We start from the raw sequence: 24,321 nt of genomic DNA on the forward strand, positions 1-24,321 counted from the left end.
GCAAAATCCACTGGTAATGTCTCATACACCGCTTCTACAAGTCTTTTCATAATCTAAACTCACCATAGTGTCTCGTAACCATTCGTTTCATAAAACTTACTCAGTAAATTCACTTTCAATTATCTCTAACTTAAGTTTGTTGGACGCTTCTCCCTAAAACTAATACCAAAATCCTACTATTACTTCTTAGAAGATTACTATCTTAATTCACAAAAAAAACCGATCCATCATGAAATTCTCTGAAAATAGAATTCATTAAATAGATCGGTTTTTATGCGCCAAAAACAACTACTAATCTATAGCTATTCTTAAACCTTATTCAATCTCTATCAATAAATCGCCAGTTGAAATTGCATCTCCTGCTTGTGCAAAGACTTCTTTTACAACCCCATCTTTTGGAGCTTGTACAGTTGTTTCCATTTTCATAGCTTCTGTGATCATCAAATGATCACCACGCTTGACAGTGCTTCCCTTGGAAACTACAACTTTTAGGACAGTACCTGGCATCGTTGCACCGATTTGATTTGGATTACTTGGATCAGCCTTTAAAGTTATTTTACCATCTACTTCAACTGTCAAATCTTGAATTACTAATTCACGAGATTGACCATTTAATTCAAAATAGAGTGTACGTGTTCCATCATGCTGTGGTTCACCAATTTCAATCAGCTTGATGATTAACGTTTTTCCTTTTTCAATTTCTACTTCTATTTCTTCACCAAGCTTCAGACCGTATAGGAATGTCGGTGTATCTAACACAGAAATGTCTCCAAATGCATCGGTTGCTGCAATATATTCTTCAAACACTTTCGGATACAGTGCATAAGCTAGTACATCTTGTTTTGTTATCGTGCGATTATATTTCGTAGCTAACATACTTTCTATTTTTTCAAAATCAACTGGTTCAAGTAATTCACCCGGACGAACTGTAATTGCTTCTTTATCCTTTAAGACTATCTCTTGTAATTCTTTTGGGAATCCTCCATGAACTTGCCCTATATAACCTTGGAAAAATTCTACTACCGAATCAGGGAAATCAATCGTTAATCCACGAGTAAAAATATTATCTTCATTTAAGTCATTTTGAACCATAAACAAAGCCATATCCCCAACAACTTTAGATGAAGGTGTCACTTTTACGATATCACCGAACATTAAATTAACAGTTGAGTACATCTTCTTCACTTCGTCAAATCGATCTCCTAAACCAACTGCTCTAGCTTGTTGTTGTAAATTACTATATTGTCCACCAGGCATTTCATGAACGTATATTTCAGAGTGCGGACTCTTCATACCACTTTCAAAGTCACTATAGAAGCTTCGCACATCTTCCCAGTAATAAGATAATTGTTCAAGAGCATCGATATCTACTTTTAGTTCACGTTTACTTCCCTTCATTGCATAATATAATGAGTTAATGCTTGGTTGGGATGTAAATCCAGACATAGAACCTAAAGCTGTATCAATAATGTCTACACCTGCTTCGATTGCCTTGGCATACGTGTAAACTCCATTACCACTTGTGTCATGCGTATGGAGATGAATTGGTAAATTTGTTGTTTCTTTCAGCTCTGAAATTAGACGATAAGCTGCTTCAGGTTTTAACAATCCAGCCATATCTTTAATTGCTAAAATGTGTGCTCCAGCTGCTTCTAATTCCTTCGCCATATTTTTGTAATACTGAACGGAGTATTTAGCTCGCGAGTCATCAAGAATGTCTCCTGTATAACAAACTGCTGCTTCAGCAACCTTTCCAGTGTTACGTACTTCATCAATTGCAACTTCCATTCCTTTAATCCAATTTAGACTATCGAATATTCTGAAAACATCAACACCACTATTTGCAGACTCTCTAATAAATTCTCTGATTAAATTATCCGGATAATTTTTATAGCCAACTGCATTTGCCCCTCTAAGCAGCATTTGGAATAATACATTCGGCATTTTTTCTCGCAACGTTTCAAGTCTTGCCCAAGGATCCTCTTTTAAGAAACGATAGGCTACGTCAAATGTTGCCCCTCCCCACAATTCAAATGAGAAGAAATTATGCATCATCCGCGCATTATAGTCTGCAATTTGGTACATGTCTTGAGATCGTACTCTTGTTGCTAGTAATGATTGATGCGCGTCACGGAACGTAGTATCTGTAAGTAATACATCCTGCTGTTCCTTGATCCATTGAACGAGACCATCTGCACCTTTACTATCTAAAATCTGCTTTGTACCTACAGGAATTTCAGATTTTAAATCTAGTTTAGGTTTAGTAGGTTGGACTAAGATCGGTTTTTTACGTTTTTCTATTCCAGGGAAGCCGTTTAAAGTGATATTCCCAATATAGTTTAATAATTTCGTACCACGATCTTTTCGAATTGGAAATTCAAATAATTCAGGTGTAGTGTCAATAAAACTTGTATCGAAATCCCCAGTGATAAATTTTTCATGTAAAACGACATTTTCTAAAAATGGAATATTCGTTTTCACACCACGAATTCGGAATTCACGCAAGTTTCTATCCATTTTGGCAGCAGCATCTCGGAATGTTCTTCCCCATGTAGATATTTTCACTAGTAGTGAATCGTAGTATGGTGTGACAACTGCACCTTGGAATCCATTTCCAGCATCTAGACGAACTCCAAATCCGCCACTTGAACGATACACCATTAACTTCCCTGTATCTGGCATAAAGTTATTTGCCGGATCTTCTGTTGTTACTCGCGATTGAATCGCATATCCAAAAATAGGAATCTCGTTTTGTTTTGGTATATTCATATATTCCGAATAAAGTTCAGAACCTTCTGAAATTTTAATTTGTGCGTGTACAATATCTATTCCTGTAATCATTTCTGTAATTGTATGTTCCACTTGAATACGTGGATTTACTTCGATGAAATAAAACTCGTCACCTGCAACTAAAAATTCTACTGTTCCTGCATTCACATAATTTACATTGCTCATTAATTGAACTGCTGCTGCGCAAATTCGGTTACGTAGTTCTTCACTTAAAGTATTTGATGGTGCAATTTCAACTACCTTTTGGTGTCTACGTTGAATTGAGCAATCTCGTTCATAAAGGTGGATAATATTCCCTGAATGATCACCTAGAATTTGAACTTCAATATGCTTCGGTTTAATAATTGCCTTTTCTACATACACCTCATCGGAACCAAAGGCAGCTTTTGCTTCGGATTTAGCTCGCTCATAGCTACTTTGTAAATCATCTTCAGTTTGGACTAGTCGCATTCCACGTCCACCGCCACCAAGTGCAGCTTTGATCATTAGAGGATAGCCATATTTTTCACCAAAAGTCTTCAATTCTTCGATGGAAGAAACAGGTCCGTCACTACCAGGGATGACTGGAATATCAGCCTCAATTGCTTGTTGTCTAGCTTTCACTTTATCTCCGAATATATCCAAATGGTAAGAAGATGGTCCGATGAAAATTATCCCTTCTTCTTCACATCTTCTTGCAAAATGAACATTTTCAGATAAAAAACCATATCCAGGATGGATTGCATCCACTTCAGCATGCTTTGCAATTTCGATAATCCCTTCAATATCTAAATATGCATCAATTGGTTTTTTCCCAACTCCAACAAGATATGACTCATCTGATTTGTAACGATGATGGGATCCGCTATCTTCCCTTGAATAAATTGCTACTGTTTTAATATTCAACTCATTGCATGCTCGAAAAATACGAATTGCAATTTCCCCTCTATTTGCAACTAATATTTTACTAATCTTCTTCACTTCATCCACCCCTAAGTTTTTTCTTCGATTCAAGCTTCACATACATTGATACGTTTAACAATATACCCATCGCTAAAGACAACATTATAATGGAAGATCCACCATAACTGATATATGGTAAAGTTACCCCCGTTAACGGGATTAAGCCTGATACCCCTCCCAAATTGATGAAGGTTTGTATTGCAATCCAACTAGAGATACCCGCAGCTATCATTCTAGCAAGTGGATCTTCTGTTTTCATAGCAATCTGTAACCCTCTAAAAACGATAAAACCTAGTCCAGCTAATACAAGAATAACACCTAATACCCCAAGTTCTTCAGCAATAATCGCCATGATGAAGTCATTATGTGGTTCAGGTAAATAACCTAGTTTTTGAACGGATTGTCCTAAACCAACCCCTTCTAACCCACCAGCACCAATCGCAATATATCCGTTAATAATTTGGTAACCAGAGCCTGTTTCATATTCAAATGGATTTAAGAAAACTTTCAATCGGCCTAATCGATTTTCTGTGAAGATTTTATCTCCCTTCACTAGTAATATAAACGCGATTAAAAGTCCACCTAGAATTGCAAATACTGAGAAAAACTTTAAATAGGCTTTAAAACTCATTCCACTAGCGGCTATAACAGCAAAAGCAATCCCTGATAAGATCATAACAGCACCGATATCCGGTTCATTGGCAACGCAAAAAATAACAAAAATCCAAATTAGAATGGGATAAATAATATTATTTGGTTGCAAATTTTCTAATGGGTTATTTAAGCTTTTCCTGTAAAATGCACCAGCAAAATATAATATGATAAAGAGCTTCGCAACCTCTGAAGGCTGGAAGTTCATAAACCCTAAATCTAACCAACTTTTAGAACCAGTTTGTTCGAAGCCAACCCCGAAAATCCATAACCATATTAGTACTATGATCATTCCAAGTGTCATCATGACCATTAATTTTTTATTACTATAATGTTTATATGGAAAAAAGGCACCTATAATAAATGGAATTGATGCAACAGTTAAATTTATTAATTGCTTTATATAATAATAATCCGGAGCTTCTTCTTCTTTAACAATCGCCACCATCATACTCGAACTGTAGATCATAATTAGTCCGAACAAACATAAAAAAACATATGTAAAAAACAGTGGATAATCAAAATTTCTAATATAATAACCGATGTATTTTCTCATTGCTATAAAACCTCTTTTTAGAAAAAAAACTCAAATCGCGAACATAGGCGTTTTGAGTTGATTCTATTATTTGTTTGTATATGCTTCATGTAACAAAGAAAGTTCTTTTTCTAGCGTATCCAGAATTTCCTTTCCTCGTTCACGTGTTAATAATCCTAGCTTAACAGCAAAATCAATCTCACGTGATAAGCCAAACATTTGTGTATCAAGTACTTCTTCGTATAATGGACAGGATGGCATCGTTAGATGGTCCATCTGAACTTTTATTAACTTAGCAATTTTATCTGCATCAGCAAGCAATAATTCTAACGCTTTCTCGCTAAAGGAAGCTGGTGATTTCGTATCCACGAGGACGCCCCCATTTTTTTGATATTTCTTCTATTCTATCTTTATAAATTTTATCTTCATAAAGATAAAAAAGCAAGTGAATTCATTAGAAAAGCGAAGAACGCTCGCCCAGCTCCGCGTCGGCGAAAACGCAACTTCCTGTTGCATCGCCGACATGACCCACATCGTGTGGGCCGCAGCAACTGGCCGTCCGTAAACGCGACCTCCTGTCGCACTACCGGCACTCGTACATCCATGTACTTCGGAGAAACCGACAAAAGAGCGCTCTTTGCTCTTGCAGGCGGTTTTGAAGTTGCCGAGGAGCTAGCGTTTGGAGCTAGACAATGTCCAAATTCTCCAAAAATATATACTTTCATAACTACATGAATAATAGCTTTTAAACGATATTTCTTTATTAAATTGTACATGTAGCGGTATACTGTAATATGAGAAATAAATTAGGGGGATTGACTCACACATGGAAACTATCATTCCTATAACAGGTGCTGTAACATATAAAATAACTATAGATCCGACAGTTTGGATTTTTGATGACCGACGTTTAGACTTAAAAACTTACTTTACTCAAAAGGTCGAAGAAGACTCTGAAGATATGAAATACTTATTATCTATGGGTAAACACTGGTCACGCGAAATAATGGAAGGTGCGACATTCCCACCAACATTAAAAACAGAAAGAAAATTTGACCGCCAAGGTATGAAAACAGGTACCTTTGGAATGGAAATTAAATATTTCTTAAAAAATGCTGAAATTCATGAAGATGCAACACGTGTCGTTTTTGAATGTGAAGGTGGAACTGAACATGCATTTTCTATTGAAGATGCTACTCGTTTAATCTTTAAATTTAGTGAAGATGGTAAACCAATACTAGAAGATGGACCTGTACATTTATTATTACCAGATGGTTCAAATGTAGATAATCCTATTAAAAATATCCGTGCCATTCGTGTAGAATAGGAGGAACATAATGCGCGTCAAATGTGTGCTTTGTGATGCAATTAACAACTTAGACGAAGAATTACCGCTCTCAAAAAAATTACGTAATCGGCCTATTCATACTTACATGTGTTCTTCTTGTTATGATCGTATAGCAATAAAAACTGAAGAACGTGTAGCTACGGGTAAATTTCGTTTTTATCGTGATTCTCCAAAAAGTGCTGAGGATTACCTTTAAGAAATTAACCTACAATTATAAAGAAAAAACCTTGAACTTTTTTCGTTCAAGGTTTTTTATGTGCACTTTTTTAAAACTATTCATTTTTTATTAACCTTTTTTCAAGTAATTCTACTAATTGATACATAATGGTTGCAAAGACCGCAATGACGAGTAAAGACAATAATACGAGGTTAAAATTGAATACTTGGAATCCGTAAATGATTAGATAACCTAAACCTTGTGAGGATACGAGGAATTCCCCTACAATAACCCCTACCCAAGATAAGCCTACATTTACTTTCAAAGTTGATATAATCGTTGGAAATGATGCAGGTAATATTGCCTCTTTAAACATTTGTGTTCGTGATGCGTTAAAGGTTTGTAATACTTTTAAATAGTTTGAATCCACCGTTCTAAAGGCTGTATATATTACAATCGTAGAAATAATAACTGAAATTAATGCTCCCATAGTGATAATCGAACTCATTCCTGGACCTAATGCTACGATTAAAATCGGCCCAAGCGCTACTTTAGGCATAGAGTTTAATACTACTAAATAGGGATCCAGAACTTTCGATAAAAATGGAGACCACCATAATATTGCAGCTAAAATTGTTCCTACCAATGTTCCTAATATAAAACCAAGGACCGTTTCAAACAACGTATAGCTAGAGTGATAGAGTAGTGAATAATCAGCTACTTTTTCAACAAATAAATGACCTATTTTTGATGGGGAGCTAAAGATGAGCTGATCAATCCATCGTAATGTGGATGCTACTTCCCAAATTACAAAAAATAAAACTAAAATTAATAGCTGGTAGAAACGAACCCACATTCTTTCTTTTCTCAAACTTGCTTTGTAATCTTCATGAAGTTTATTAATGTTCAAGACTCTCCAGCTCCTTCCAAATAGTCTGGAATAGCGAAGAATACATTGGATTCGCACGCGCTTCAAAAGGCGTTAAATTTCTAACTTCTTCTGGCACTTCAAAGGTTTGATAAAGTCGACCTGGTTTTGCAGAAAATAGGAAAATGCGATCACTCATTGCAATTGCTTCACCTATGTCGTGAGTTACAAGTACTGCGGTTTTTCCATATTCCTTCATTAACTTATGAACTAAATCTTCAAGCTTTAATTTTGATTGGTAGTCAAGTGCTGAGAAGGGTTCATCAAGTAGTAGTATTTTAGGATCTACAGCTAACGTTCTTGCTAATGCTACCCTTTGTCTCATTCCACCGGATAGTTCCCTTGGATACTTCTTTTCGATTGATGGTAAACCTACATCGGCAAGTAGTTTCGAAGCAAGTTTTTCCGATTCATCTTTATTTACTTTTAATAGTTTTAAACCAAGCGTGACGTTCTCCTCAATTGTTCTCCAAGGGAATAAATAATCTTGTTGAAGCATATATCCAATCGACAAGTCAGCATTTGCAAAAACATCTTGTTCTTCAATTAGTACTTTTCCTGCTGTAGGTGGAAATAATCCCGCAAGTATTGATAAAAGAGTCGTTTTACCACAGCCACTAGGACCAATAAACGAAACAAACTCTCCTTTTTCAATCGTTAAATTTATATCTTGTAATGCTTCGGTTGCAGTTTTGCTAGAGAAATACGTATGATGAACTTTGCTGACGGTAAGAAAGCTCATTTTACTTCGACACCTTATCAGCGAAAGTCGTATTCACTAAGTCTTCATACGGTATTCTCGCAGGTAATTCTCCAGCTTCATCCATAATATTTTGTAAGTTATCCCATTCTTCCTGATCTAAAATTGGATCTTTTGCATAAGATTCTTGAGAACGATAACGATCGACAACCGTAGCTATCAAATCAACGTCGGTATTTTCAAAATAAGGAACAATTGCTTTTGCAACTTCTTCCGCAGAGCTTGAGTATACAAAATCTTGTGCTTTTTTAATCGCTCTTGTGAAGGCTTCAATTGTTTCAGGATTTGACGAAATCATACTATCCTTTGTCATAAATACAGTGTAAGGTACATGACCGGACTCTGTTCCAAATGACGCTACGATATATCCAACACCTTCAGCTTCAAAAATGCTAGCAGTTGGCTCAAATAATTGAACAAAGTCACCAGTTCCTGAAGCAAATGCTGTTGAGATATTAGCAAAATCAATATTTTGAATTAACTCTAAATCCGCATGTGGATCAATTCCATGCTGTTTTAATACATACTCCCCTACCATTTGCGGCATACCGCCCTTACGTTGACCTAGGAAAGTAGAATCCTTTAACATATCCCAAGTAAAGTTTTCAATCGGCTCACGGGAAACTAAAAACGTTCCATCAGTTTGTGTTAACTGTGCGAAGTTCTTAATCGGGTCATTTGCTCCTTGCGCTGATACATAAATGGATGTTTCAGCTCCAACAAGTGCTACATCGATGCCATCTGATAATAGGGCCGTCATCGTTTTATCTCCACCAGGAATCGTCGATAGTTCGATTTTTAGGCCTTCTTCCTCAAAATACCCTTTCTCAATTGCTACATATAGTGGTGCATAGAAAATAGAACGAGTTACTTCACCAACCTTTACAGTTTTAAGTTCTTCTTTTCCACCACATGCGGCAAGAACGAGAACCATTAAACTAGAAAAGACAACTAGTAACAAAGGCTTTAACCATCTTTTCACGCACACTTTCCTCCTCTTTATTTCGACTGTTTTATCTAGAGTAGAGTATGCTAGGCAAAGAAAATGTGTTAATTGCCTATATCTAAAGTAATGCGCGCTCACTTAATCTTTTTAAAAAAATTGTCTTCATCTTTTAATACATCACTTTTCAAGTTTGAAAATCGCTCACAGACGGAATTGACATACGACATATTGAAAATTAAGTGCAGTTTGCACATAATTCTGGATATGTCGTGTGTTATTTTTGGAAATACGGATGTTTATGAGAAATAGATCGCCTAGAATAATTGGTTTCTAGACAATTTTTTAATTTTTACTTAGATTTATTCCTTATAATTTATAACTGAGGCTTATCAAAGTCGATACGATTCTAATTTGTTGGGTTATTCAATTGGTCTTGAAGACATAAATTCATTTCCATTAGAATCCATAAAAATACGGGGGGCCACTTTTACTAATTCCATATAAAATTCACCTTCGCCGGTAATATAAAATGTATTACCTTTCGTTGTAATTTTTATATTATCAATTTCCATCTCAATTCGTTTTTGACTTAGTATTTCCTTTTCCTTTTCAGGATTCATTCCAGGTTTATAATTGTTCAAAATCGGATCTTCAATAACCTTTAACTTCCCCTTAAAAAATTCCAATTTATTGTGCTGATCAATTCTCCCAACTAATATGTTATCTTCTAGATCACTTTCTTTAGCTATATAATATGGTTCATTTCCTGTAGTTAGTTGATTTCCTTGATTCATATAGAAATAAATTAAACCAAAAGAAATGAATAGTACCAATGCTACTACTAGTTTAGGAATAAAGAATCTTTTCTTTTGATTCACCTGCAATCGATTATGAACAATCATTTTATCTCTCACTGTAAACTTTGGTTCTGAAAATATTGAGTCATCTAATGCCTGACGCAAGTTCTTTAATTGTTCATCCATTTAAATCGCTCCCTTCTAGTATCATTCTTAAAGATTCACGGGCCCTCATAAGTCTGGATTTAATTGTGTTTTGGTTTTTATTTAATACATTTGATATTTCTTTTATAGATAATTCCTCGTAATAATATAACAAAACCACTTCTCTATACTTTAATGGTAAGGATAAAACAGCTTGAACTAATTTTGACTGTGATTCATGATTTTCATATAGTTTCTCTGGTGAAGGTTGTTTTGATTGGATATGTGAGAAGAAATTATTTAATACAAGCACTCTTCTGAACCAAGCAGTACGTGTTGCATCCTTTGCTCGATTGATAGCAATACGGTAAACCCAAGCTTTATAAGATGTGATTTGCTTATGGTTTTCATAGTGATCATAACAAGTCACAAATACATCTTGTACTATTTCTTGTGCTTTTCCCCAGTCTTTCACATATGTGAATACTAAATTCACAAGAGCATTACCGTACTCATTCATAAGATCTTCCAACCACAATTCAGCTGTATCGAGTACATTTGAGTTTTCACTACGAGGCTGTGATAAGTCCATAATTAACTCAACTCCTCTCCTTGCGTTTCCCCTAAGACGAGTTAGCATTCGTTTTCGTTTCATTTTTTATGTAAATTTTAACAGATTTAGGTTTTCATCTTCCAATTTATTTAATACATCTTCATCACTTTATGAAGACCTTTTCTTTCACATATTTCAATTCAAAAGGTCTTCATCGCCTTATCAAGACCTTTTCCCTCGCATTTTCCAATTCAAAAGGTCTTCATCACCCTTATCAAGACCTTTTCCCTCGCATTTTCCATTTCAAAAGGTCTTCATCGCCCTTATCAAGACCTTTTCCCTCGCATTTTCCAATTCAAAAGGTCTTCATCGCCCTTATCAAGACCTTTTCCCTCGCATTTTCCAATTCAAAAGGTCTTCATCGCCCTTATCAAGACCTTTTCCCTCGCATTTTCCAATTCAAAAGGTCTTCATCGCCCTTATCAAGACCTTTTCCTTCACTTATTCCATTACAAAAGGTCTTCCCCCCTACGAAGACCTTTTCTTTCATATTCCAATACAAATACTTTTCATAACCTTTATGAAGTCTTCCTCCATCTTTATCTCATAACATTCAACAAAGATCGCATTATCTTAAAACAAAAAAAAACCGATTCCCCACAACGAGGAATCGGCCTTAACCAGCTTAATTGCTTTCTTGATTTGCAATTTTTTGTTCGCGTTTTTCACGCCATAATCGAGTTTTATATAGGAGTAATATGATTGCTGCCACAATAAGTCCTTCGATCATTGGCAAGAACAATGCTAAGAAAGTTAAAACGATACAACCTAAAAATAGGAAAATATAGATTACAACATTTTTCCAAAGGGGTAAATCATTTTTTGCAAAACCAAGTTTAAATACGATTGCAGACAAAATAAATACTAAGAAAAAGACAACATAACCAGCCGCTTGATAGGAAGGCATGTTTTCATAAATGTAGCGAGTAACACCCGACATCATACCGAATGCTTGATTCTCTGTCCAATTCAGAGGTGCAGATGCTTGTAAAACATTAAACGAACCTAGCCAGTTCATCTCCCACAACACCTTTCATCATTTCCCTAAAAATTATGCAAAATTAATCTTTATTATTGTTCAGCGTTTTTCATCTTTTTCGCAAGTTTTTCACGTTCGTTTTTATCTAAAATTTGTTTACGTAAACGAATTGATTCTGGAGTTACTTCTAAGTACTCGTCATCGTTTAAAAACTCTAACGCTTCTTCAAGCGACATAATTCTCGGCTTTTTAATGACATTTGTTTGATCTTTATTAGCTGAACGAATATTTGTCTTTTGTTTCATTTTCGTAATATTTACTGTGATATCATTGTCACGTGTATTTTCACCAACAATCATACCTTCGTAAATTTCAGTACCTGGTTCAACAAATAGTGTACCACGGTCTTCTACTTGCATCATACCATAAGTAGTTGCTTTACCTGTTTCCATAGACACAAGTGATCCCTGGTGACGTCCACCTACACGACCTGCAACAACAGGTTGATAAGAATCAAATGTATGGTTGATAATACCAAAACCTTTAGTTAATGACATGAATTCTGTTGTGTAACCAATTAAGCCACGAGCTGGTACCATGAAGATTAATCGAACTTGTCCATTTCCTTCATTGACCATGTCTATCATTTCACCTTTACGGTTACCAAGAGATTCAATAATTGAACCAACGCTATCTTCAGGTACATCAATTTGAACACGCTCAATCGGTTCACATTTTACACCATCGATTTCTTTAATGATTACTTGTGGTTTAGACACTTGTAATTCATATCCTTCACGACGCATGTTTTCAATTAGAATCGATAAGTGTAGTTCTCCACGACCAGAAACAGTCCAAGCATCAGGCGAATCCGTATCTTCTACGCGAAGTGATACGTCTGTTTGAAGTTGTGAAAGAAGACGTTCTTCAATTTTTCTTGAAGTGATCCATTTACCTTCACGTCCTGCAAATGGTGAATTGTTAACAAGGAAAGTCATTTGTAAAGTTGGTTCATCAATACGTAATGGAGGCAATGCTTCTTGCTTGTCTATAGGACAAACTGTTTCCCCTACGTTGATTTCTTCCATACCAGATACAGCAATTAAATCTCCAGGGTAAGCTTCTTGAATTTCTTCACGTTTTAAACCGAAGAAACCAAATAATTTCGTTACACGGAATTGTTTTACTGAGCCATCAAGCTTCATTAATGCAACTTGTTGTCCTACGTGGATTGTACCACGGAAAACACGTCCAATACCAATACGACCAACGAAATCATTATAGTCAAGTAATGCTACTTGGAATTGTAATGGTTCATCGCGTGTGTCGATTGGTGCTGGTACGTTTTCAATAATAGATTCGAATAACACTTGCATATTTTCTTGTTGAGTTGATGGATCTGGATCTAGTGAAGCAGTACCATTTACACCTGAGGCATAAACAACTGGGAAATCTAATTGATCTTCATCTGCTCCTAATTCAATTAGTAAATCGAGAACCTCATCTACAACTTCAAGTGGACGAGCAGCTTCTTTATCTACTTTATTTACAACTACGATAACTTTCAACTGTTGTTCTAATGCTTTTTTCAATACAAAACGAGTTTGAGGCATACATCCCTCATATGAATCAACTACTAGACATACACCATCAACCATTTTTAAAATACGCTCAACTTCTCCCCCGAAGTCAGCATGTCCTGGTGTATCTAAAATGTTGATTCGTGTGCCGTTATAATTTACTGCTGTATTTTTAGCTAGAATTGTAATTCCGCGTTCACGTTCAATGTCACCTGAGTCCATTGCACGTTCTTCAACGTGTTCGTTTGTACGGAAAGTTCCAGATTGTTTTAATAATTGGTCAACTAATGTCGTTTTCCCATGGTCAACGTGCGCAATAATCGCTATATTGCGTAAATCTTGACGTAAATTTGTCATTATTCCACTCCACATTCTTTTTTCGTATGATTAACTGTGTTATTATAGCACAAGATGATGTACTTGTCTTAAGAAGTTTTTTACCAATATAATATTTTAAATTTTTTAACAATTTCTTTACATAGGAGGTAATTTAAGTGAACTTAGCAAAATTAGTAATGTTTATATTTGCGCTAGCTGCAATATTATCAATGGTATCGATAGGCTATGCGATTGCTATCGCAAATGTTTGGGGTGCTATTTTAGCTGTCATCGCACTAGTAGTTGTATTCTTTACAGGATTTATGATGAAACGTAAATTCCGTGAAAGTGGTTTATTATAAGCAAGTAACTTTGCTTGTAATCTTATATTAAGTTATTTATCAAAAATCATGCATCCAAAAGCAAATCCACAATTACTAAGGAAATTTCCTTTAGCAATTGTGGATTTTTCATTTGACTTCAATATAATTATCTAAAATTAACTGGTGAATTGAAGGATTTGCAATAATAAAAGTATCATTTAATAATAAATTGCTGTCGCTACCACTTAAATTCGTTGCAATTGCTCCTACTTCTTTCGCAATAATAGTACCACCTGCAATATCCCAAGGGGACAATCTCATAGAAATATAAGCATCTAATTTGCCGCTTACAACAAAAGCAATTTCCATAGCAGCAGAACCATAGGATCTCGTTCCACGCACTTTTCTTACTAATTCAATTATCTTTTCGTGGTTTACTTTTTTATTAGGTATAACCCAACTAGCATTTATCCCAACAACTGCTTCCTCTATTGTGATAGGTTTTAGTTTCCTTAAAGGTGTATCATTATACCACGCACCTTCGCCTTCAATGGCAGAAAACAAATCTTCTCTCATCACATCAAATATGTAACCTAATTTACCAACACCATCAATAAAAAAACCGATTGAAATCATAAAATGTCGATGTTGTTTAACAAAATTCATAGTGCCATCAATTGGGTCAATGATCCATACAGGACCTTCAAGGGAATCTATTTCTTCTCCCATACCTTCCTCGCCCAAAACTTTATGCTGTGAGTTAAATTGTTTAATCTTTTCGATAAAAAAAGTTTCTGTCTCACGATCAATATTTGTCACTAAATCATTTGCATCTGATTTAGTTTCTACCACCATATCATAGGTAAACGATTCTCGTATTCGTCTTCCAGCTTCAACAATGATGCCCTTTGCAAACTGATCAATTTGATGTAAATCCATTTTCCCCCACCTTCCCACAGACAACTGATTAGCTGTAACCTTATTATAACAAAAAATCACTTGCAATTTTTTATTTTGCAAGTGATTTTTATTGGTTTTTCTGTTGATCATACATATGCATGTAGACCATCTAATTCGTCTTGAATCTCCTTTAGACGCTTTTTACACTTTTCCATCTCTTTCTCGTCATTACCTTGCATAGCGGAATAAAGTGAGGCTAATTCATAATCAAGTTCTAAACGTAAAACATGTTCGTATTGCTTTTCAATGTCGACTTTACGTATAATTTTAATCATCTGTTTCATATGAATCACTTCCCTTTCCTATTTAAAAAACTTTTAACGAAAAGCTATTGTTACAAAATTTTTCCCAAAAACTTAAGAAAATAAACATCATTTTTTGAAAGGTGGTAAGAAAATGTTAAATAATATTCAATGGACTGATGAAGATTTTAATGTTTTTAAAATAGATGGTTTAGAACAAAGAATGGAAGCATTATCTTCGATTATTCGTCCAAAGTTTCAAATTTTAGGTGAAAAATATTCAGACTATTTAAGTATCAATTTAGGAGAGGAATTTTTTCCACATATTGCAAAGCATGCTAGAAGAACGGTGAATCCACCTAAAGATTCATGGGTTGCTTTTTCGTCTTATAAACGTGGTTATAAATCACTTCCTCATTTTCAAATTGGTCTTTGGGACAATTATTTATTCATCATAGTTGCAATTATTTATGAAGCTCCTCAAAAAGATGTAATGGCAAGTCGGCTTCTTGAAGAAATAGAAATATTCAATACTTTGCCAAATCATTTTGTTTTTTCAGGTAATCATATGACTCAAGAAGTAATATCCTTAGAAGTAGGCCTGGAAGAACAGTTGGAGCAAGCACTAAAAAAGTGTCGAGATGTGAAAAAAAGAGATTTTTTAGTTGGACGCTATATTTCCAGAGAAGAGGCTGTTCTTTTATCTTCCGATGAATTTCTTGAACTTACTGAAGAAACTTTTGAGGCTCTTTTGCCAATCTACAACGTGATGGTTAATAAGTAATCTAAAGTTATAGTCTAATTTTTTGTGTTGTATAATTAATATGCACGAATGAATAGGAAACATTACATTATTTCTACTCTTTTACATGATTTATTTTTTATTCACATTTTATTGAAAAAATATAAGAGGGATGTTGTTGCTTTTTGAAAAACAGAACTTGGCCTAAATTAGCCTTTTTGATGTTTTTCAATTTGCGGATACCCCTTTTCAATCCGCAAAAAAGAATCAACAGCATCCCCTTTAATAATGTTATTTCTTTAAAACTTTAATAGTCTGTCCGTTTTCCAATTCTTTTGCTTGTTTCACTACTGTGTAGCTTACATAACCACTTTCTTCTTCGAACTCACGGAAAATAGATTTTTCTTCCGCTTGTGAAGGGACAACCTCTTTGAATTTACGATATCGAGTTAGCATTTCTTCCCGCATAATCCCTTTTTCGTATGCTTTTTCGATTCCCTCAAAAAATTGAACTACGGCTATAATTTCTTCTGTCGACCAATCTGGCGAAATTGGATAAGAATATTCCATAAAAATACCCTGCCTTTACATTTATTGTCCCCATTTTACTCGTATTGTCTCTGCTTGTGCAACCATACGTTGTATTAATTCTGATACAGTAGGAACGTCTTTGATCATTCCTGTTACTTGACCTGCCCAACCATATCCTTTAAATTCATCTCCGTCATATATAAACTTCTTGTTTGCTTCGCCACTAATATAAGCTTTTAAAGCTTCATAAGTAGGTGTGCTTTCTTCAATTTTTAAAATTTCATCTGTAAATGAATTTTTCAATGCACGAGCTGGTGCACCAATGGAGCGTTTTATAACAGTAGTATCTGTCTCACTACTATTTAGTAATGCATCGATGTAAGCTTTAGATGCGTGAACACATTCTTTTGTTGCAATAAAACGAGTGCCCATTTCAATTCCTTCAGCACCCAAAGCGAGTGCAGCCATCCATCCTCTCCCATCACCAATTCCTCCAGAAGCAATTACAGGAATTGAAACACTATCTACTACTTGAGGTACTAGAACCATTGTCCCAACATCATCACGACCTAAGTGACCCCCACCTTCTTGACCAACAACCATCACTGCATCAGCACCAAGTTCTTCCGCTTTTTGAGCTTGTCTTCGCGCTGCAACAAGAACTAACTTTTTTGCATTACTATCTTTTAGCAACTCAAACATCGGTGTTGGATTTCCACCCGTCATCGTAATTACAGGTACATCCTCGTCTAAAACTACTTCAACCATAGGCTCATAACCTTTTCCGTAATTACCAAATGCAAAATTCACTCCGAAAGGCTTATTAGTCTTTGCTCTTACTTTCCTAATTTCTTCTCTAAGTTGTTCTGGTGTTTCTAAAGTAAGCGCTGTTATTTGACCTAGTCCCCCAGCATTCGAAACTGCTGCAGCTAAATCTGAATAGGCTAAATAAGCCAATCCCCCTTGTATAATTGGATACTGTATTCCTAACAATTTCGTGACACGTGTCTCCCAATTCATCTAAAAATTCCCCCATTTTAACTTTTCTATTATCTTACTTGAATAGAAAATAAATTTCCTGTATTTTTATATAGTCACAGAGCTCAAGAGGTGCTATAATTCTTCTTGCTTTGTATTTTTATTTTAAATAAAGTGAGGTGGTACCTGCGTTGTCACAGTTAAACACTCCTTTGTTCGACGCATTACTCAAACATCGAAATAGACAACCAATCCAATTCCATATCCCTGGACATAAGAAAGGTCAAGGAATGGATCCCGCTTTTCGAGAGTTTGTCGGCGACAACGTTTTATCAATTGATTTAATTAATATTGCTCCGCTAGATGATTTACACTCACCAAAAGGTGTAATTAAAGAAGCTCAAAAACTAGCAGCTGAGGCCTTTGGTGCTGATCATACATTTTTCTCTATTCAAGGGACTAGTGGCGCCATTATGACAATGATACTCACCGTTGTAGGTCCTGGAGATAAAATTATCGTACCACGCAACGTGCATAAATCGACTATGTCGGCAATCGTATTAGCAGGTGCCATCCCAATTTTTATAGCTCCAGAAATTGATACAGAATATGGGATTTCTCATGGGATTTCAGCTGAATCGGTAGAAAAAGCATTAGATACTTATCCCGATGCTAAAGCTGTGCTTGTTATAAATCCTACCTATTATGGATTTGCAGCCGACTTGAAGCAGATTGTTGATCTTGCACATTCGCGTAGTATTCCAGTTATTGTTGATGAAGCACACGGTGTTCATATAAAATTTCACGATGAACTTCCAATCTCAGCTATGGAGGCTGGTGCAGATATGGCTGCTACTAGCGTGCATAAACTGGGTGGTTCAATGACACAAAGTTCTGTTTTAAATGTTCGAGAAGGTCTTGTTTCGATTAATCGCGTACAATCAGTATTTTCAATGTTAACTACTACTTCCACTTCATATCCAATCCTAGCCTCATTAGATGCCGCTAGACGTCAATTAGCCGTAAATGGATATGAACTAATCGATGAAGCAATTCGCATTTCAAAAGATGCGAGAAAACGCATTAATAAAATACCGCATTTAAAATGTGCAGGTCGCGATAAACTTAACTCAACTGCTACTTTTGATATGGATCCAACTAAATTGCTTATTAGTGTAAAAGATTTAGGGATTACAGGTCATCAAGCAGAAGAATGGCTACGCCAAAATGCAAATATTGAAGTTGAATTATCTGACCTATATAATATTCTTTGTATTATTACATTAGGTGATACGAAAAAAGAAGTAAACTTACTAATTAATGCACTACAACGTATGTCACAAGCTTATGATTCTGAAGCTACAGTAGTAGAATCGAATGTTCGAGTACCTGATATCCCAGCGCTTGCTATGTCACCTCGTAACGCATTCTATTCTCAAACAGAGATGGTACCATTGAAAGATTCAGCAGGATACATTTGTGCAGAATTTATCATGGTTTATCCTCCTGGTATACCAATCTTTATTCCAGGGGAAATAATTACTGAAGAAAATATTAAATATATTCAAATGAATATCGATGCTGGGTTACCTGTTCAAGGTCCAGAAGATCCGACACTAAAAACAATACGGGTTATTAAAGAACGTATGCCAATATTCTAATTTATATAAAATGGCGTCAGCTATTTAGTTTTATCAAAACTAGATTAGTTGACGCCATTATTTAATGTATTAGGCTTGGATATTTCTAAATAACCTTTTTAAAGATGAACATCGCGATTTCGTACAGTTTGCTTTGACATCCAAATAACTCTTTTTCTACCATATACAATATTTTTTTGTAATTATTTCCACTAATATATATTATATTACCTTAAATTAGTTGTGAAAAGATTTTATTTCAAAATGACTATTTTTTGGACTTAATGTACCTAAAAACTACCCTTTAAATGATAAGAAGTGCAAAGATTGGGCAGATTACCGCTCCAATAATTGCGCTTAGACTCATAGAAACAGAACCAATTGAAAGATCTTCTTCCCCATATTCAATTAGTTTTGATATACCAACACCATGACTAGCACTTCCCATTGCCATACCTCTACTAATCGAAGAATTAATTTTCGCTAATTTAAAAACAGAAGGCCCTAAAATGGCACCAGTAAATCCAGCAACCATAACTAATGCGGCAGTTAAAGGTGCAATACCACCTATCGTTTCACTAACTTGCATCGCAATCGGTGTTGTTAATGATTTAGGTAAAGCGGTTAAAATTAGCTCTTTTTCAATATTAAATAAAGCTAAGAAGACATAAACACTGATTAAACCGCTAATCATTGCGATAAACAAACCAGAAATAATACTATATTTATACTTTACTAATAAATGTCGCTGATTGTAGAGTGGATAAGCAAGACCAACAATTGCTGGCCCTAACAAATGCTGTAACCATTTTCCACCCTCCATATAAACCTCGTACGGTATATTTAAAACTAAAAGTCCAACGATTATTATAATAGAAGCAGTTACTACTGGGAGCAAGAAAGGGTAATTGAAACGTTTATAAACCTTTGCCATCAACAAATAAACTACAATGGTGCTAATGATTGATAGTATTATGTTCATTCTCCCCATCTCCTTTCGTCCCTTTTTCTGCGGTTAGATTTATATCCACTTCAACTTTTGTAGATTTCATTTTTAATAATTCCTCTTTCTTCTCTATTTTTTGTCCTAGAAAACTAGTAATAAATAGAGAAAACAGTGTGCTAATAATAACAGCACCAAATAATATAATTCCAGTTGGAGATAATAATTGTGGATATTCAATTATTCCTATTAATGGTGGAATGTAAAATATTAACATAAAACTTATTAAAAAAGTTGCTCCATCACGTATATATTCAACCTTTACCCAGTTTAATAGTAAACAAATAAATAATAAAATAAATCCTATGACACTTGGAGGTAATGGAATTTTGGTCAATGTAACAATGAATACACCTAAATAGTGAAAGCCATATAATAGTATAACTTGTGCAACTGTACGAATAACATGAATTGTTTTAGATTGAAATGATTCCTTTATAATGACCGACACCCCCTCATATATGGTCATTTTACGCCTGTTCCGGCTATATGTCTATTGACTTTAAAAGTAAACTACTAATGAAAAGTTATGTATCACTTAGTAGAAAATGCAAACAAAAAAATATGGACTCTTGCAATTAAGCAAGAGTCCATCGTCTATTATAATTATTTAGAAATAATATGAATTGGATTGCCAAGTAATACTTCAGCAGCTTCCATTGTAATTTCGCCTAAAGTTGGGTGAGGGTGAATTGTTAAAGAAACGTCTTCTGCAGTCATACCACCTTCAATTGCTAAAGCCATTTCTGAAATCATATCAGAAGCACCTGCTCCAACAATTTGTGCACCTACTAAAAGGCCATCTTCTTTACGAGCAACAAGTTTTACAAAGCCTTCTGTTTGGTTAAGTGCTAGAGCACGACCATTAGCCGCGAATGGGAATTTAGCAGCAATTACTTCTAAACCTTCTTCTTTAGCTTGTTCTTCACTATAACCAACTGTTGCCATTTCTGGATCTGTGAAACATACAGCAGGAATTGCTAAATAATCAACAACTGATTTTTCTCCAGCAATTGCTTCAGCAGCAATTTTACCTTCGTAAGATGCTTTATGAGCAAGTTGTGGTCCCGCAACGATATCACCGATTGCATAAATATTTGGAATATTTGTGCGGCATTGTTTGTCAACTTTAATAAGTCCACGTTCAGCATACTCGACACCGATTTGTTCTAAACCTAATTCATCAGTATTTGGACGGCGACCAACAGTTACTAATACGTAATCTGCTTCGACTTTTTTCTCCTGTCCACCAACTTCATAAGTAACGACAACACCATTTTCAGTTTCTTCTACACCTTTTGCAGAAGCGTTTACTTCAATTGTAACGCCTTTTTTCTTAAGGCCTTTTTTCACGATTTGAGTCATTGCTTTTTCGAAGCCAGCTAAAATGTCTTTTCCACCTTCGATAATTGTTACTTCTGAACCAAAGTTAGCAAATGCTGAACCAAGCTCGGTTCCGATGTAACCTCCACCAATAACAACTAATTTGCCAGGTAACTCCGTTAAATTTAAAGCGCCTGTTGAACTAAGAACGCGTTTAGAAAATTTAAATGTAGGAATTTCTACAGGACGAGATCCTGTTGCTAAAATAGCGTTTTTGAATGTGTATGTTTGAGCTGAATCGCCATTTACTACACGAACTGTATTAGCATCTACAAAATATGCTTCACCTTTTACAGTTTCAATTTTATTTCCTTTTAATAAACCAGCTACACCGCCAGTTAATTTATTTACAACACTATTTTTAAATTCTTGAACTTTTGTAAAGTCAAGTTTTACTTCAGAAGCGAAAACCCCCATATCTTCTGAATGTTTTGCTTGTTCAAAACGGTGACCAACTGAAATTAATGCTTTTGAAGGAATACATCCAACGTTTAAGCAAACCCCACCTACTTCAGCTCTTTCTACAACAGTCACTTTTTGACCTGTTTGTGCTGCACGAATAGCCGCAACGTAACCACCAGGGCCCGCGCCTACTACGAGTGTATCAATTTCAATTGCAAAATCTCCAACTACCATTTTATATTACGCCTCCATTAATAAAAGTTCCGGCTCGGCTAGCAAACGTTTTAAATGATTTAAAGCGTTTTGCGCAGTCGCACCGTCGATCATTCGATGATCAAAGCTCAATGATAATGCTAACACAGGTGCAGCTACAATTTCACCATTTTTTATAATTGGTTTTTCTGAAATTCTACCAATACCTAAAATAGCTACCTCCGGATGATTGATAACTGGAGTAAACCACTGACCACCAGCAGAGCCGATGTTAGTGATTGAGCAAGATGCGCCTTTCATTTCATTTGGTGCAAGTTTGCCTTCGCGTGCTTTAGTTGCTAGCTCATTGATTTCGGCTGAGATGCTAAAAATCGATTTACGGTCGGCATGTTTAATAACCGGTACAAGCAATCCTCTTTCAGTATCAGCAGCAATACCTATATTATAATAATGTTTCTGAATAATTTCACTAGTCGCATCATCAAGTGATCGGTTAAACTCTGGGAATTCACGTAAAGTAGACACTAATGCTTTAACTACATAAGGTAAATAAGTTAACTTAATGCCTTTTTGAAGCGCTACATCCTTGAATTTCTTCCGGTGAGCAACCAATTCAGTTACATCTACTTCGTCCATTAATGTAACGTGTGGTGCAGTATGTTTTGAATGTACCATCGCTTTTGCAATTGCTTTTCTAATACCAGACATTTTCTCTCTTGTTTCAGGGAATTCACCTTCAAGAGACACAGGGATTGGTGTTGGAGCTACTGTCTTGTCTTCTTGTACAACTTCCTGTTCAACAAACTGTTCTACCTCAGGCGTAACATTTCCACCTTTTAGGTAGTTTTTAATATCTTCTTTTAAAATGCGGCCATTTTTCCCTGTTCCATTTACTAATAAAATTTCTACATTGTTTTCACGAGCAAATTTTCGAACAGATGGCATTGCAATAATACGTTTGTTAGTATCAACCGTTGTCTCTGTAGTTGTAGCTACAGGTTGTGGTGTAGGCTCTGGTGCAAGTTTAATCTGTTCATGACTTTGTTGCACTTCAGGTGCTACTACTGGTGTTTCAGAGCGTTCTTCGTGATGGGCATCACCTTTAAGTTTTAAATTCTCGTAACCAGGAGCATCAATGCGGATTAAAACATCTCCAACAACTGCTACGCTTCCTTCACCAACAACGATTTCTTCAATTTTCCCCTCTACTGGAGACGGCATTTCAACAACAGCTTTATCATTTTGAATTTCACATAATACGTCGTCTTCTTTTATCGTATCTCCAACTTTTACAAACCATTTTACGATTTCACCTTCATGTATACCTTCACCGATATCAGGCATGCGGAATTCAAACGCCATAGTTTTCACCCTTTCAATGGTCAAATGTTAGTTTTCTTCCATCTTTTATAACTAGTGGACAAAAAGATTGGAATCTTAGAATGTTAATACTTTTTTCGCAGTTTCTATAATGTCTTTATAGTTTGGTAACCAAACATTTTCCGCTTGAGGGAATGGGTACACTGTATCTGGCGCTGCAACTCGTAAAACTGGTGCTTCTAAACTTAAAATTGCACGTTCTGTAATTTCAGCTACTACGTTCGCCGCAATACCAGCTTGCTTTTGAGCTTCTTGAACAACGATCGCACGATTTGTTTTCTCAACTGAAGCAATAATTGTTTCGATATCAAGTGGTTGTACTGTACGTAAATCAACAACCTCTACAGAATAACCCTCTTTTTCTAGTTCTTCTGCAGCTTTTAAGCTTTCGTGAACCATAAGACCGTAAGCGAAGATCGATAAATCTTTCCCCTCACGTTTTACATCTGCTTTTCCAATTGGAATTGTATATGATTCTTCAGGAACTTCTTCTCTGAATGAACGGTATAATTTTAAATGCTCTAAGAAAATAACCGGATCATTATCGCGAATTGCTGAAATTAGTAATCCCTTCGCGTCGTATGGAGTTGATGGAATCACCACTTTTAAACCTGGTGATTGTGCCATTAAGCCTTCTAAGCTATCAGAGTGCATTTCTGGAGTATGAACCCCTCCTCCAAACGGAGAACGAATTGTTACTGGCGCACTATATACTCCACCACTTCGATAACGCATACGTGCTAGTTGACCGCTAATAGAGTCCATCACTTCAAATACGAAACCAAAAAACTGAATTTCAGGTACTGGTCGATAACCTGTAAGAGCTAAACCTATCGCCAAACCTCCGATTCCAGATTCTGCAAGCGGTGTATCAAATACACGATCTACACCGAATTCTTGCTGAAGTCCTTCAGTAGCACGGAACACTCCTCCGTTTACTCCAACGTCTTCACCAAATACTAAAACATTTTCATCGTTTTTTAATTCGCAGCGAAGAGCATCTGTAATTGCTTGAATCATTGTCATTTGTGCCATA

Annotated in this window: 24 protein-coding genes; 5 read left to right on the forward strand and 19 right to left on the reverse strand. The window is 35.6% G+C overall.

Going from position 1 to position 24,321, the window contains the following annotated elements:
* Positions 1-315: 315 nt before the first annotated feature.
* The 3 genes from pyc to CD29_RS00870 all read right to left on the reverse strand — a co-directional run bounded on the left by pyc (position 316) and on the right by CD29_RS00870 (position 5,287).
* Entirely contained in the window at positions 316-3,750 is a 3,435-nt protein-coding gene (pyc, locus tag CD29_RS00860; protein WP_036181853.1) for a pyruvate carboxylase, read from the reverse strand.
* Position 3,751: 1 nt separating this feature from the next.
* On the reverse strand, positions 3,752-4,939 hold the full coding sequence (locus CD29_RS00865) for an FtsW/RodA/SpoVE family cell cycle protein (protein ID WP_036181855.1): 1,188 nt from the start codon (positions 4,937-4,939) through the stop codon (positions 3,752-3,754).
* A gap of 66 nt (positions 4,940-5,005) precedes the next feature.
* A complete protein-coding gene (locus tag CD29_RS00870; protein WP_036181857.1) occupies positions 5,006-5,287 on the reverse strand; it encodes a YlaN family protein in 282 nt (93 codons plus the stop codon).
* Between the two features lie 457 nt (positions 5,288-5,744).
* Between CD29_RS00870 and CD29_RS00880 the strand changes: the two genes are divergently transcribed.
* Both CD29_RS00880 and CD29_RS00885 read left to right on the forward strand, forming a co-directional pair.
* Positions 5,745-6,245 carry a hypothetical protein gene (locus tag CD29_RS00880; RefSeq protein WP_036181862.1) on the forward strand — a complete coding sequence of 167 codons (501 nt, stop codon included), beginning with the start codon at positions 5,745-5,747 and terminating at the stop codon, positions 6,243-6,245.
* A 10-nt stretch (positions 6,246-6,255) separates the two neighbouring features.
* Complete coding sequence (locus tag CD29_RS00885; protein WP_036181864.1) at positions 6,256-6,462, forward strand: YlaI family protein; 207 nt, start codon at positions 6,256-6,258, stop codon at positions 6,460-6,462.
* A gap of 76 nt (positions 6,463-6,538) precedes the next feature.
* Here CD29_RS00885 and CD29_RS00890 read toward each other — a convergent pair whose 3' ends face one another.
* The 7 genes from CD29_RS00890 to typA form a co-directional block, all read right to left on the reverse strand.
* Entirely contained in the window at positions 6,539-7,279 is a 741-nt protein-coding gene (locus tag CD29_RS00890) for an ABC transporter permease (RefSeq protein ID WP_081976107.1), read from the reverse strand.
* A gap of 43 nt (positions 7,280-7,322) precedes the next feature.
* Complete coding sequence (locus CD29_RS00895) at positions 7,323-8,093, reverse strand: ABC transporter ATP-binding protein (protein ID WP_036181869.1); 771 nt, start codon at positions 8,091-8,093, stop codon at positions 7,323-7,325.
* Position 8,094: 1 nt separating this feature from the next.
* Positions 8,095-9,045, reverse strand: a complete 951-nt coding sequence (locus CD29_RS00900) for an ABC transporter substrate-binding protein (RefSeq protein ID WP_088322070.1) — start codon at positions 9,043-9,045, stop codon at positions 8,095-8,097.
* Positions 9,046-9,476: 431 nt separating this feature from the next.
* Positions 9,477-10,040 (reverse strand): hypothetical protein, encoded by a 564-nt coding sequence (locus CD29_RS00905; protein WP_036181873.1) that lies wholly within the window; start codon positions 10,038-10,040, stop codon positions 9,477-9,479.
* Positions 10,033-10,590: a sigma-70 family RNA polymerase sigma factor gene (locus tag CD29_RS00910; protein ID WP_052123929.1), complete on the reverse strand. Its 558-nt coding sequence runs from the start codon at positions 10,588-10,590 to the stop codon at positions 10,033-10,035. Before CD29_RS00910 ends, CD29_RS00905 begins: the two co-directional genes overlap by 8 nt.
* A 646-nt stretch (positions 10,591-11,236) precedes the next feature.
* Entirely contained in the window at positions 11,237-11,629 is a 393-nt protein-coding gene (locus CD29_RS00915) for a YlaH-like family protein (RefSeq protein ID WP_036181875.1), read from the reverse strand.
* A gap of 53 nt (positions 11,630-11,682) precedes the next feature.
* The gene (gene typA, locus CD29_RS00920) at positions 11,683-13,527 is read right to left on the reverse strand and encodes a translational GTPase TypA (RefSeq protein WP_036181877.1); all 1,845 of its coding nucleotides are present in this window, start codon (positions 13,525-13,527) and stop codon (positions 11,683-11,685) included.
* A 137-nt stretch (positions 13,528-13,664) separates the two neighbouring features.
* Between typA and CD29_RS00925 the strand changes: the two genes are divergently transcribed.
* A complete protein-coding gene (locus CD29_RS00925; RefSeq protein WP_036181879.1) occupies positions 13,665-13,850 on the forward strand; it encodes a DUF5325 family protein in 186 nt (61 codons plus the stop codon).
* Positions 13,851-13,958: 108 nt separating this feature from the next.
* Here CD29_RS00925 and CD29_RS00930 read toward each other — a convergent pair whose 3' ends face one another.
* Together CD29_RS00930 and CD29_RS00935 are read right to left on the reverse strand one after the other, a co-directional pair.
* Entirely contained in the window at positions 13,959-14,750 is a 792-nt protein-coding gene (locus CD29_RS00930; RefSeq protein ID WP_036181881.1) for an inositol monophosphatase family protein, read from the reverse strand.
* A 107-nt stretch (positions 14,751-14,857) separates the two neighbouring features.
* Positions 14,858-15,055, reverse strand: a complete 198-nt coding sequence (locus CD29_RS00935) for a hypothetical protein (protein ID WP_036181882.1) — start codon at positions 15,053-15,055, stop codon at positions 14,858-14,860.
* 112 nt (positions 15,056-15,167) lie between these two features.
* On the opposite strand from CD29_RS00935, the gene CD29_RS00940 reads away from it, so the two are divergent.
* On the forward strand, positions 15,168-15,797 hold the full coding sequence (locus tag CD29_RS00940; protein ID WP_036181883.1) for a YktB family protein: 630 nt from the start codon (positions 15,168-15,170) through the stop codon (positions 15,795-15,797).
* A 249-nt stretch (positions 15,798-16,046) separates the two neighbouring features.
* Here the strand turns inward: CD29_RS00940 and CD29_RS00945 are convergent, their stop codons facing one another.
* Complete coding sequence (locus CD29_RS00945; RefSeq protein WP_036181885.1) at positions 16,047-16,325, reverse strand: UPF0223 family protein; 279 nt, start codon at positions 16,323-16,325, stop codon at positions 16,047-16,049.
* Between the two features lie 21 nt (positions 16,326-16,346).
* Positions 16,347-17,306, reverse strand: a complete 960-nt coding sequence (locus CD29_RS00950) for an NAD(P)H-dependent flavin oxidoreductase (RefSeq protein WP_036181887.1) — start codon at positions 17,304-17,306, stop codon at positions 16,347-16,349.
* A gap of 149 nt (positions 17,307-17,455) precedes the next feature.
* Between CD29_RS00950 and CD29_RS00955 the strand changes: the two genes are divergently transcribed.
* Entirely contained in the window at positions 17,456-18,925 is a 1,470-nt protein-coding gene (locus CD29_RS00955) for an aminotransferase class I/II-fold pyridoxal phosphate-dependent enzyme (protein ID WP_036181889.1), read from the forward strand.
* Positions 18,926-19,208: 283 nt separating this feature from the next.
* Here CD29_RS00955 and CD29_RS00960 read toward each other — a convergent pair whose 3' ends face one another.
* The 5 genes from CD29_RS00960 to CD29_RS00980 all read right to left on the reverse strand — a co-directional run bounded on the left by CD29_RS00960 (position 19,209) and on the right by CD29_RS00980 (position 24,320).
* Complete coding sequence (locus CD29_RS00960; protein WP_408056588.1) at positions 19,209-19,886, reverse strand: LrgB family protein; 678 nt, start codon at positions 19,884-19,886, stop codon at positions 19,209-19,211.
* Positions 19,861-20,376: a CidA/LrgA family protein gene (locus tag CD29_RS00965; RefSeq protein ID WP_081976096.1), complete on the reverse strand. Its 516-nt coding sequence runs from the start codon at positions 20,374-20,376 to the stop codon at positions 19,861-19,863. The genes CD29_RS00960 and CD29_RS00965 overlap by 26 nt, the downstream gene beginning before the upstream one ends.
* Positions 20,377-20,513: 137 nt before the next feature.
* Positions 20,514-21,926 (reverse strand): dihydrolipoyl dehydrogenase, encoded by a 1,413-nt coding sequence (lpdA, locus tag CD29_RS00970; RefSeq protein WP_036181893.1) that lies wholly within the window; start codon positions 21,924-21,926, stop codon positions 20,514-20,516.
* Between the two features lie 6 nt (positions 21,927-21,932).
* Positions 21,933-23,267, reverse strand: a complete 1,335-nt coding sequence (locus tag CD29_RS00975; RefSeq protein ID WP_036181895.1) for a dihydrolipoamide acetyltransferase family protein — start codon at positions 23,265-23,267, stop codon at positions 21,933-21,935.
* Between the two features lie 75 nt (positions 23,268-23,342).
* Positions 23,343-24,320: an alpha-ketoacid dehydrogenase subunit beta gene (locus CD29_RS00980; RefSeq protein WP_036181897.1), complete on the reverse strand. Its 978-nt coding sequence runs from the start codon at positions 24,318-24,320 to the stop codon at positions 23,343-23,345.
* Position 24,321 lies beyond the last annotated feature (1 nt).

Source organism: Ureibacillus manganicus DSM 26584, assembly GCF_000772945.1.
GTDB lineage: Bacteria > Bacillota > Bacilli > Bacillales_A > Planococcaceae > Ureibacillus > Ureibacillus manganicus.

Bases quoted from the DNA above. Each gene is read 5' to 3' on its own strand.
- CD29_RS00865 (WP_036181855.1), bottom strand. From the start codon at position 4,939: ATGAGAAAATACATCGGTTATTATATTAGAAATTTTGATTATCCACTG.
- CD29_RS00880 (WP_036181862.1), top strand. From the start codon at position 5,745: ATGGAAACTATCATTCCTATAACAGGTGCTGTAACATATAAAATAACT.
- CD29_RS00885 (WP_036181864.1), top strand. From the start codon at position 6,256: ATGCGCGTCAAATGTGTGCTTTGTGATGCAATTAACAACTTAGACGAA.
- CD29_RS00890 (WP_081976107.1), bottom strand. From the start codon at position 7,279: ATGTGGGTTCGTTTCTACCAGCTATTAATTTTAGTTTTATTTTTTGTA.
- CD29_RS00895 (WP_036181869.1), bottom strand. From the start codon at position 8,093: ATGAGCTTTCTTACCGTCAGCAAAGTTCATCATACGTATTTCTCTAGC.
- CD29_RS00900 (WP_088322070.1), bottom strand. From the start codon at position 9,045: ATGGTTCTCGTTCTTGCCGCATGTGGTGGAAAAGAAGAACTTAAAACT.
- CD29_RS00905 (WP_036181873.1), bottom strand. From the start codon at position 10,040: ATGGATGAACAATTAAAGAACTTGCGTCAGGCATTAGATGACTCAATA.
- CD29_RS00910 (WP_052123929.1), bottom strand. From the start codon at position 10,590: ATGGACTTATCACAGCCTCGTAGTGAAAACTCAAATGTACTCGATACA.
- CD29_RS00915 (WP_036181875.1), bottom strand. From the start codon at position 11,629: ATGAACTGGCTAGGTTCGTTTAATGTTTTACAAGCATCTGCACCTCTG.
- typA (WP_036181877.1), bottom strand. From the start codon at position 13,527: ATGACAAATTTACGTCAAGATTTACGCAATATAGCGATTATTGCGCAC.
- CD29_RS00930 (WP_036181881.1), bottom strand. From the start codon at position 14,750: ATGGATTTACATCAAATTGATCAGTTTGCAAAGGGCATCATTGTTGAA.
- CD29_RS00935 (WP_036181882.1), bottom strand. From the start codon at position 15,055: ATGAAACAGATGATTAAAATTATACGTAAAGTCGACATTGAAAAGCAA.
- CD29_RS00940 (WP_036181883.1), top strand. From the start codon at position 15,168: ATGTTAAATAATATTCAATGGACTGATGAAGATTTTAATGTTTTTAAA.
- CD29_RS00945 (WP_036181885.1), bottom strand. From the start codon at position 16,325: ATGGAATATTCTTATCCAATTTCGCCAGATTGGTCGACAGAAGAAATT.
- CD29_RS00950 (WP_036181887.1), bottom strand. From the start codon at position 17,306: ATGAATTGGGAGACACGTGTCACGAAATTGTTAGGAATACAGTATCCA.
- CD29_RS00960 (WP_408056588.1), bottom strand. From the start codon at position 19,886: ATGAACATAATACTATCAATCATTAGCACCATTGTAGTTTATTTGTTG.
- CD29_RS00965 (WP_081976096.1), bottom strand. From the start codon at position 20,376: ATGACCATATATGAGGGGGTGTCGGTCATTATAAAGGAATCATTTCAA.
- lpdA (WP_036181893.1), bottom strand. From the start codon at position 21,926: ATGGTAGTTGGAGATTTTGCAATTGAAATTGATACACTCGTAGTAGGC.
- CD29_RS00975 (WP_036181895.1), bottom strand. From the start codon at position 23,267: ATGGCGTTTGAATTCCGCATGCCTGATATCGGTGAAGGTATACATGAA.
- CD29_RS00980 (WP_036181897.1), bottom strand. From the start codon at position 24,320: ATGGCACAAATGACAATGATTCAAGCAATTACAGATGCTCTTCGCTGC.